Here is an 8,246-nt window from a genome sequence, read left to right as displayed (position 1 = left end):
CCATTGATGAGCAATCATCCAAAAGTGAAAGATTCTAGACAACATTGCTAGTAGATGATTGTCACACATTTCCTCGCGAGCTTTAAACATGGTTAATCCTGTATCATAATAATTTTTGACAAGGACAGAGACATCGCGTTTCATCTCCATTTGCAATTCAATTGGATTTAGTGTTCTAATGAAGAAGCCTGATGAGCAGATGAACAAAGGTGATATCTCTTCAAGAGCATCCTTCATAATTATTGGGTATAGAGGTTCTGATTTATCAAAAGGATTACAACAATTATTTTTTATTGAATTCATACGGTCCTCCTAGTATTTTGGAGTTGTCAAAAATAAGAATTATACCAGTGAATGGTTTTAATCAGTTTTCACTAATTTTATTTATTTGCCTTAGCTAAAAAAAATTTAGGATGATCTAAAAAAAACTAAATGTTAATTACATAAACATTCAATAAATGATGAGCTTATATTTTATCAATGTCTCAGAAAAACTAAGTTAAATACTCACAATGAGAAAATGAATATGTCAGAAAAACAATCAACAGTTATTGAAGAGTATCTACTTTTGTTATACCATTTAAGAGATGCTGGTGAAAAATTGAAAAGTGTCACACTTGCACAAAGGTTAAAGACGAAACCCCCCACAGTTCATGCAACTTTACAAAGAATGCAAAGAGATGGTTTAGTCAAATTCGATAAGAAGAAAGAAATCTTATTTACTGCTGAAGGTGAAAGTTACGCTAAAGATATTGCTTTCAGACATAATTTAGCCGAGTATTTTTTGTGCAATACACTCGAAATACCCTGGTATGAAGTTCACAAACATGCACATCTTCTCGAGCATGCTATGACCCCTACAGTAGTTGAAAAATTAGCAAAATTTCTAAATTATCCTGAAAAATGTCCCCACGGTACTCCTATGCCAGGTTTCTCACTTCCAGCTGGGAACTTTACTTTGGACAATACTCCGGAAGATACTATTGTTGAAATTTTAATGATTTCTGAAGAACTAGAAGATTCTGAAGAAATATTACAATCCCTTCATCAACAAAATGTAGTACCAGGGCAAACACACAAGTTCCTTTATAAATCAAATGACTTGTTAACTGTCAATTTAGAACAAGATAAAACAAAAATAATCATACCACTCCATGTTGCTACAAAAATTTATGTTATTAGTACTGATCCAGTTCTTAAAGTTCAGTAATTCTTGATGTTAAAATCAACTTTAACAAAATGGACAGTTGCTGAATAAAAAGAATGAGAAAACTAAACAACTGTTAAGGCTTATCATCGAAAAATAATAAATGATGCAAAATGTTGAATCTGAATATGGTTTATTGAAACGTTCCCCACAGTCCGGTACACTCATTTGTTTTCTCAATTCTTTTTATTAAAACAGAAATGAAAATATCAATTTTATCAAAATTGCTAAAAAGAGAATAGATAATATTATCTTTTTGAACTCAGATTTAGTCATAGTAAAAGCTAAGTAATGTTTAAAATCTAAAGACTTAAGTTCAGCAATTAAATGAAACCTTTTTTCACATATCTTTTTTCTTGAGCAATAATTAGTAAATACTAATTCTTTGTTATTTTAAAGTCAAGTATATTTATTAGTAGTTACTAACTTTAAATAAATAATAAAATATCAGTTATTTAAGAGACATACTTATTATTTATTATGTGAGATTCATAAAATTGTTTTACTCAAATATACAAATGAGTTTTTTTGATAAATAGTTAAATGGGTTTTGTACTATTTAAGAATAAGTGGAGGAAACAAGGCGTTAGCGCCTAAGCATAGTTGATTTTTTCGATCTGATTCGTGAATATCTTGCCTTGGTGATACAGAGTTGAGGGGGATCAGATCCTCATAGGTTTTGAGAAAGTATGTGCCATAACCTATGGTAGGCAAGTTCTTTAATTGCTTGAAAACATCTGGCAGTTATGATCGACCTACAACCCCAGACAAGGCCAAGCACTTTACCAATACTAGAATCGACTGCTTTCCAGATCCAGCATTTGGTTTTTTTGCAACAAGGCTGCAGAGTTTATCTACTTCAATAAAAGGGCAGCCCATCGTCTTGAATTGACTGACTGGTTACTGTCAAGACACCTAGAAAAGCCAAGTAGGAACCATTTTGTGATGTACCTAGAGAATTCTGCCAATGGCTCTGAGCCCTGGTGCTTCGAGGTGTAACTTTTTGATCCGGATCTTTGAGGACAGGTTCCTTGCCCCTGAACTTTGTTTTAAAGTTTAGTTGAGAAGCTTAGCAGCTGTAACGTTGTGCCCTTCGATTCTTACCAAAGAGGATGTAGTCTGATTGTGCGCAGTGAAGACAGTACATCGGTAGATCTGCAAATTGTGGCTCACTTTACTTCTCCAAACAATGCAGTTGCACCATCGCTAGAAAATAATAAATTACTCAAAATATTATTTATTAAAAAATATTTATTATATGCTAAAATTAAAAATTAATGTAAGTTAATTTGGTGTAATCAACACTGCATACAGCTAATTATAGAAAGAACAGTTTATTAATCGTTATGAAATCAACTAGGAAGAAATTTTGGTTTGGTTATGCTTTAATTCTATTTTCAATTATTTTGTTACCAGTTTATACAATATTGATTGAGGTGTTTGATGCTTCAAACGATAATTGGGAACATATAAAAGAAACTGTTTTACAAGATTATGTAATTAATTCCTTGATTTTAACTTTGGGTGTAAGTTTTGGAAGTTTGTTATTGGGGATTCCAACAGCATGGTTAACTGCAGTATGTAGTTTCCCACTAAAAAAGATTATTGTACTGTTATTAATATTACCTATGGCAATGCCATCTTATATTATTGCCTACACATATACTGGAATATTTGATTTCGCAGGACCAGTTCAATCCACTATTAGAAATTATATGGGTTGGGACTATGGAGATTATTTTTTCCCAGAGATTCGTTCAATTGGTGGCGCTGTCGTTATGTTTTCACTTGTTTTGTATCCATACGTTTACTTGTTAGCCAGAGCAACTTTTTTGAATCAATCAGCTAATTTTATTGAGATTTCAAGACTTTTGAACAGCGGACCTTGGAAGTCTTTCTTGAATGTTGCAGTCCCTTTAGCTAGACCAGCAATATTGGTTGGATTATCATTAGTATTAATGGAGACTCTCGCTGACTATGGTACAGTTTCTTATTTCGGTGTAAGCGTTTTTACTACAGGAATATTCAAAACATGGTTTGGGTTGGGAGATTATTCAACCGCTGCCAAAATGGCAGCATTATTATTAATCTTTATTTTCGTTTTGATAGCTACTGAAAGGTATTCGAGGAAAAGAATTAAGTATTATAACTCTATCGGAGTAAGAACTAAGTTTTCTGAATATAAATTGAAAAATTTCGAGGTTTTCATTGTTTATATTACGTGTTCTATCCCAATAGTATTTGGATTTTTTGTACCAATTATACAATTATTAATCTGGTCATCTTCAGCTTGGAACAATATATTAAGTATTGGTTTCACTGAATTAATTTATAACAGTGTTCTACTTGCCTCCGTTGCATCAATAATTTCTCTATTAATAGCGTTCTCTTTGAACTACTGCCAAAGAATTATCCCAACATTCACCATGAATTTAATTGTTCGTCTTGTTTCTATGGGATATGCGCTACCTGGGACTATAATAGCTATTGGAATAATCACTCCATTAGCTTTTATCGACCACAAGTTTGATGAACTTTTTGGTTCTCTCTTTAGCACGTCATACGGATTGATTTTTAGTGGTTCATTGTTTGCTGTTCAATTTGCTTATTTGGTAAGATTTCTCTCAATTAGTGTTAATACTGTTGAATCTGGACTTGAAAAAATACGTCCAAACATGGACAAAGCATCACAAACTCTAGGAATTACAAGTGAAAAAACATTTCTTCGTATACATCTTCCAATCTTAAAAGTTTCTATTCTCACATCAATACTTTTAGTTTTCGTTGATGTAATTAAAGAATTGCCAGCCACACTTATCCTTAGGCCATTTGATTTCAATACATTAGCAGTAAAAGCTTATGAACTAGCATCAGATGAAAGATTGGTTGATGCTTCAATTCCATCTGTTGCCATTGTCTTAGCAGGCCTTCTTCCCCTAATTTTAATTAATAATTCAATTAATAATTACCAGACCTAAAGAAAAAGGCTTTATCCGAAGTAAGATTTTTTTCAAAAACCATATTTATCTTACTTCCATCCCGCTCGGTCCATGAGTTTCACAGCTTCCCCATTCATTTCACCTAATTTTGATAAATTTATTGAATCAGCCTTGAAATTGCCAAATTCTTTTAATGTATCTGACATCATTACACCATCAACAACAGGATATTCATTATTTACCTCAGCATACCATCTTTGAGACTCATCTTTCACTAAGTATTCAAGCAAAGCTTTTCCATACTCGACATTATTCGAATATTTGGTAATGCCTGCTCCACTGATGTTTACATGTGCTCCTCGATCTTTATCACTCTGATTAGGCCAGAATACCACTAAATTCTCTGCAACTTTACGTGTCTGCTCTGATTTACTATTTTTCATTCGACCTAGGTAATATGTATTTGCTAATGCGATATTGCATTGCCCTGCTGCAGTTGCCTTCAAAAGATCAGTATCACCACCAGCTGGGGGTCTAGCAAAATTTTTTACAAGCCCTCTTGCCCATTTTTCTGACTTCGTAATTCCATTTGCAACAATCATTGACGCTACCAATGACTGGTTGTAGATATTTGTTGAGGATCTAATGCAAAGTTGGCCTTTCCACTTTGTATTCGCTAGATCTTCATAAGTACTGAGTTTTCGTGAATCTACCTGTTTTTTATTATAAATAATCGTTCGCGATCGCTGTGAAAGACCAAACCAATAATTTTCATCATCTCGAAGATTTTTTGGTATTTTATTTATAAATTTAGCGTTTTGTACAGGTTGAAGAACACCAGCATCCTTTGCTCTCTGTAGACGACCTGCATCAACAGTTATGAAAACATCTGCAGGACTTAGCTTTCCTTCTATTTCAAGTCTCTTCAGTAATCCATCCGCTTTTCCGGTAATTAGCTTGTATCCAATGCCTGTTTCTTTCTTAAACATTTCTAAAAGTGGCAGGATTAACTCTTCCTTTCGAGCTGAATAAATGTTGACTACTTTTTCTGCTCCCTGTACTGGTACTGAAATTTGGATTAAGCAAAACAATTTAATCAATATAAGTAAATTCCTCATTTTTCTCCTTTAGAATTTTAATATTTCACAATACTTAATTTTTTCTTTTCCGGATTTCCTTTCCTCAAAATTGATAAAACTTCTTTGAAAGGTTTCAAATAAATAATTTTCAAATCATGTACATCTTCTTTAGTCTTATTATTCAGTCCATAGTTGTAATTTTCATTTTGTTTAGCCAAACATATAGTCCCAAACAACCAATCCCAAATAGATAAGGCAACCCCATAATTTTTATTTCTGTGTTCTTCAGCAACAGAATGATGAATATGGTGTTGAGCAGGTGACATCAATACGTATTCAACAGATTCCCAATAACGTATTGAAATTGGACTATGCCTTAAATTGGATCCCAGCGCATTAAAACTGAAAGTAAATATTGATGCACCTAAGATAATTAGTAGGCTGACTTGATTCCCAAACAGAAAAAAAAAGAGTCCCGTTGTCAATCCCTGCACTATTGCACTTCTTGTTGAAAAAATTATACTTTCAATTGGATGTGTTCGGAATATTGTGAAGGGATTTAGACTTGTTGCGGAGTGATGAACTTTATGAAAGGACCATAATATTGGTATCGTATGTAGCCATCTATGTACCCAATATCTCGCAAAGTCATCAAACACAAATAGAAAAGAAGTGAAACTTAAAGCAATTATCCATTGTGGTGGTTCCACTGTGAAGTATTGTTTACCTTGTAGCCAAATTGAAAAAAGATCGTAAACAAAGTAAGCAACTGTTGCTTTTGCTAGTAACCCCGGTGAAATTATTATTATAAGCAAAGAATTTAACAGCATTACTAAGTAATCTGTTTTTGCTGATGTAGATAACCATGTTTCTTTGCTAAATATAACTTTACAACTCTGATATAAATTAATACTACATACGAATCTTAACCAGAAAAATGCAATTAGTGTTGCTGTGAGTAGGTATCCCCAGAATATTCGCTTCTGGGGATTTATAAACGAACTAGTCCATTCTAAAACCCAAACTTCTAAGACTTGTTCTATCATTATTAAACTCTATCTCAATCATTCTCAGCAGATCTACTTGATCCCAACGATTCTAACAGTCCATCCATTTGTCCAGTTACATCATTCTTGCGGGCTTCCAAATTAAATGTATCTCCTAGTATTTTTTGCAATTTTATCATATGAACCTGATATTCTTCCATTGATCGATTTCCGCCGGTGATGAATCCACCATTGTTGTCAATACCCAGAACTTGTCCACCACCCAAGAGTACAGGCCCATAGCCAACCAAGCGGTTCATGCGAATTCCTGCTTCACCCAAGTCCTGACCACTTGTTTCGAGGGCCATTAAAAATCCTTTTAATTCACCCCAGTGTTTTCCATAGGTTGCAAAAGCTTTTGAAGCATCTCCATTGCTTTCAACAATGGTGTTTAGTTTATCTAAATCCTTATAAACTGATCCTGCATATTTGAATGCTGCCTCTGCAATTACTTTTTCCCAATTTACTTTAATAATATTAGCATAATTTTTTAGTTCAGTGCGTTGTTTTTCAGTCAGAGCTGCTCCATCTGCACTTGTAATCAAATTTCTTCCGTCCACAAATGCCTTGAAAATCGTTTTCATATAATTTGTCCCGGCCTTGTCTGAATCAGCTGCATAATATGCATGGCCAAAAGTCATTTCTGTGATTAAATCGACAACTCCATCTTCGTTTGCATCTGCTGTTTTTACATCTTTTCGTTTAGCAATATTGTAAGCCTCTTCTGGATTCAAAGTCATTGCATGAGCTGGTGCACCAAAATATCCAAAGGCTTCATCCCATGAATGTTCCTTACCAGTGTACGGAGCCCCTTTTTTGTATGGTTTGTTGTTAGGTTTGTTGTCTGCTTCCAACTTTTCATCAAGATAATTATCAACTGCCTGACTGTAGAAAACAGCGCCCATCATAAATTTTGAAATTAGTTGTGGATAATTGTAACCTGTAAGTGGATCGAACCCCCCATCCGTGGAAGAAGCCTTGTCAATCATGAACTCAAAAACTTCAGTTCCACTCATTTGTCCTGGGAAACCGGTTACTAAACCTTTGTAGGTTTTTCCTTTCAAATCCTTGCCCTTAGATATTTTATCTATAGTTGATTGCTTTATCTTAAACTCTTTTTTGGAGGTGGGAGCAATGATTTTTCGCCCTTCTTCTTTCCCCGAATAATATGAAAGCATCAAAGCTTTCAGTTCAGGGTTTGGTTTCCCATTACCCTTTCCAGCTAGACTCTTCAAAGACGTGTGAAGAACATGTCTCGCTGCTTGCCCCGTGTAAGATATCGAGTTTGTCTTACTACCTTTGTAGGTTTTTTCTGTTACTGGAAAATTTGCATACATATTTGGCTTGGCGACTACACAACTGGTCGCAATACAAGTTGATGCCGTGATAATTGCAGCTAAAGCTGTTTTCATTGATTTGAATCTATACATTTCCGCCTTTCTGGATTGAAGTTCGGTTGTGTAGCCGAAACTCTAACGATAATTATGAACTCTTCACTGAGTAAAAGTTGTTTTTCGTGAATTCATTGCTAACGCCAATGATCTTCATAAAAACAGATACTTAGGCTTAAATAACTTTATATTTAAGCCTAAACTTATATTACAAATTACCCTGCACTAACTTTATATGTCAAGTATAATATTTTTGCTTTAGTTTGAAAAAATGTCGTAAAGCTCGAAATTCAGCCACTAAACAATGTTTCTATCCTTGTTCACAAATTAAATTCATAAGGTTTGTATTTGAAATTGCTTATCTTTATCAACAAATAATAATCAAGCCAGATTAATTCATTAAATATATATTTTATTGATCTTTTACTTTATAGTTTTTTAGAATTCACCAAGTTTTTTGGCGTTGGAGCATTGGCGTCAATTCGACAAATGACGTAATTTCTGCAATTTGGAGAACTAAAGAAGCACTATCCTCACAGTGCTTATTCAGACTACATCTATTTTGGTAAGAATCGAAGGGCCCG

The 8,246-nt window shown here is 33.9% G+C and carries 7 protein-coding genes; 3 read left to right on the top strand and 4 right to left on the bottom strand.

Annotation, left to right across the window (positions count from 1 at the left end; genetic code table 11):
* Positions 1–303: hypothetical protein (locus tag P8O70_03330; protein MDG2195915.1), on the bottom strand; the 303-nt coding region annotated here is incomplete at its 3' end.
* A gap of 223 nt (positions 304–526) precedes the next feature.
* Here P8O70_03330 and P8O70_03325 point away from each other — a divergent pair.
* The 3 genes from P8O70_03325 to P8O70_03315 all read left to right on the top strand — a co-directional run bounded on the left by P8O70_03325 (position 527) and on the right by P8O70_03315 (position 4,185).
* Positions 527–1,210: a metal-dependent transcriptional regulator gene (locus tag P8O70_03325; GenBank protein ID MDG2195914.1), complete on the top strand. Its 684-nt coding sequence runs from the start codon at positions 527–529 to the stop codon at positions 1,208–1,210.
* Positions 1,211–2,332: 1,122 nt separating this feature from the next.
* A complete protein-coding gene (locus P8O70_03320; protein MDG2195913.1) occupies positions 2,333–2,485 on the top strand; it encodes a hypothetical protein in 153 nt (50 codons plus the stop codon).
* Between the two features lie 68 nt (positions 2,486–2,553).
* Entirely contained in the window at positions 2,554–4,185 is a 1,632-nt protein-coding gene (locus P8O70_03315) for an iron ABC transporter permease (GenBank protein MDG2195912.1), read from the top strand.
* Between the two features lie 50 nt (positions 4,186–4,235).
* On the opposite strand, the gene P8O70_03310 is transcribed toward P8O70_03315, so the two are convergent.
* Genes P8O70_03310 through P8O70_03300 form a run of 3 tightly spaced genes read right to left on the bottom strand, consistent with a single transcriptional unit; the run spans position 4,236 to position 7,683 of the window.
* Entirely contained in the window at positions 4,236–5,264 is a 1,029-nt protein-coding gene (locus P8O70_03310) for a Fe(3+) ABC transporter substrate-binding protein (GenBank protein ID MDG2195911.1), read from the bottom strand.
* A gap of 17 nt (positions 5,265–5,281) precedes the next feature.
* Positions 5,282–6,271, bottom strand: a complete 990-nt coding sequence (locus P8O70_03305) for a sterol desaturase family protein (GenBank protein ID MDG2195910.1) — start codon at positions 6,269–6,271, stop codon at positions 5,282–5,284.
* Between the two features lie 14 nt (positions 6,272–6,285).
* The gene (locus P8O70_03300) at positions 6,286–7,683 is read right to left on the bottom strand and encodes a DUF4856 domain-containing protein (GenBank protein MDG2195909.1); all 1,398 of its coding nucleotides are present in this window, start codon (positions 7,681–7,683) and stop codon (positions 6,286–6,288) included.
* Between the last annotated feature and the right edge of the window lie 563 nt (positions 7,684–8,246).

Source organism: SAR324 cluster bacterium, from assembly GCA_029245725.1.
In the GTDB taxonomy this organism is placed as follows: Bacteria; SAR324; SAR324; order SAR324; family NAC60-12; genus JCVI-SCAAA005.
The sequence above is the reverse complement of the archived record's forward strand: the minus strand, read 5'-3'. Positions and strand labels throughout refer to the sequence as shown.